Below are 378 nucleotides of genomic sequence, written 5' to 3' on the forward strand. Positions count from 1 at the left end.
TGCTTGACGATAGCGGGGCTTGCGGTTTCTTCTGCCTCGGCGGTAGATCTTGCGGGTGTACAGATTTTTGTGCACGTCCTGGCGAAGCTCTACCTCGCTTTGGTGCAGCACCTTGTCTTGACTGACTACGGCAAAGCCAATATGTCTCTGCCCAGTGTCTACGCCAAGGCTTACCTTCTGCTTATAGCCATACGAGCCATATTTCAGCTGAATGGTAAAGGGATATTTCTTGACTACAAAGGCCTTGCCACTCTTCAGAAGCAGTCTGGCCTTTCTTGAACGACATGGCATCAGTGGCTTGCCGTCCTTATTGAGCAGAAATACCCGGCTGGCATTTTCATGCTTCATCTTGTTCTCCTTTTCCTTAATGCAGGAAAC

At 49.5% G+C, this 378-nt stretch carries 1 protein-coding gene; it reads right to left on the bottom strand.

The genetic code is table 11. The features are described 5' to 3' along the window. Nucleotides 1-348, bottom strand: a 348-nt coding sequence (locus tag ACLUXO_RS10280; protein ID WP_412137457.1) for an RRXRR domain-containing protein, incomplete at its 3' end; no start/stop codon positions are given. Nucleotides 349-378 lie beyond the last annotated feature (30 nt).

Source organism: Lactobacillus delbrueckii subsp. bulgaricus, from assembly GCF_046938665.1.
GTDB classification, from domain to species: Bacteria; Bacillota; Bacilli; order Lactobacillales; family Lactobacillaceae; genus Lactobacillus; species Lactobacillus delbrueckii_C.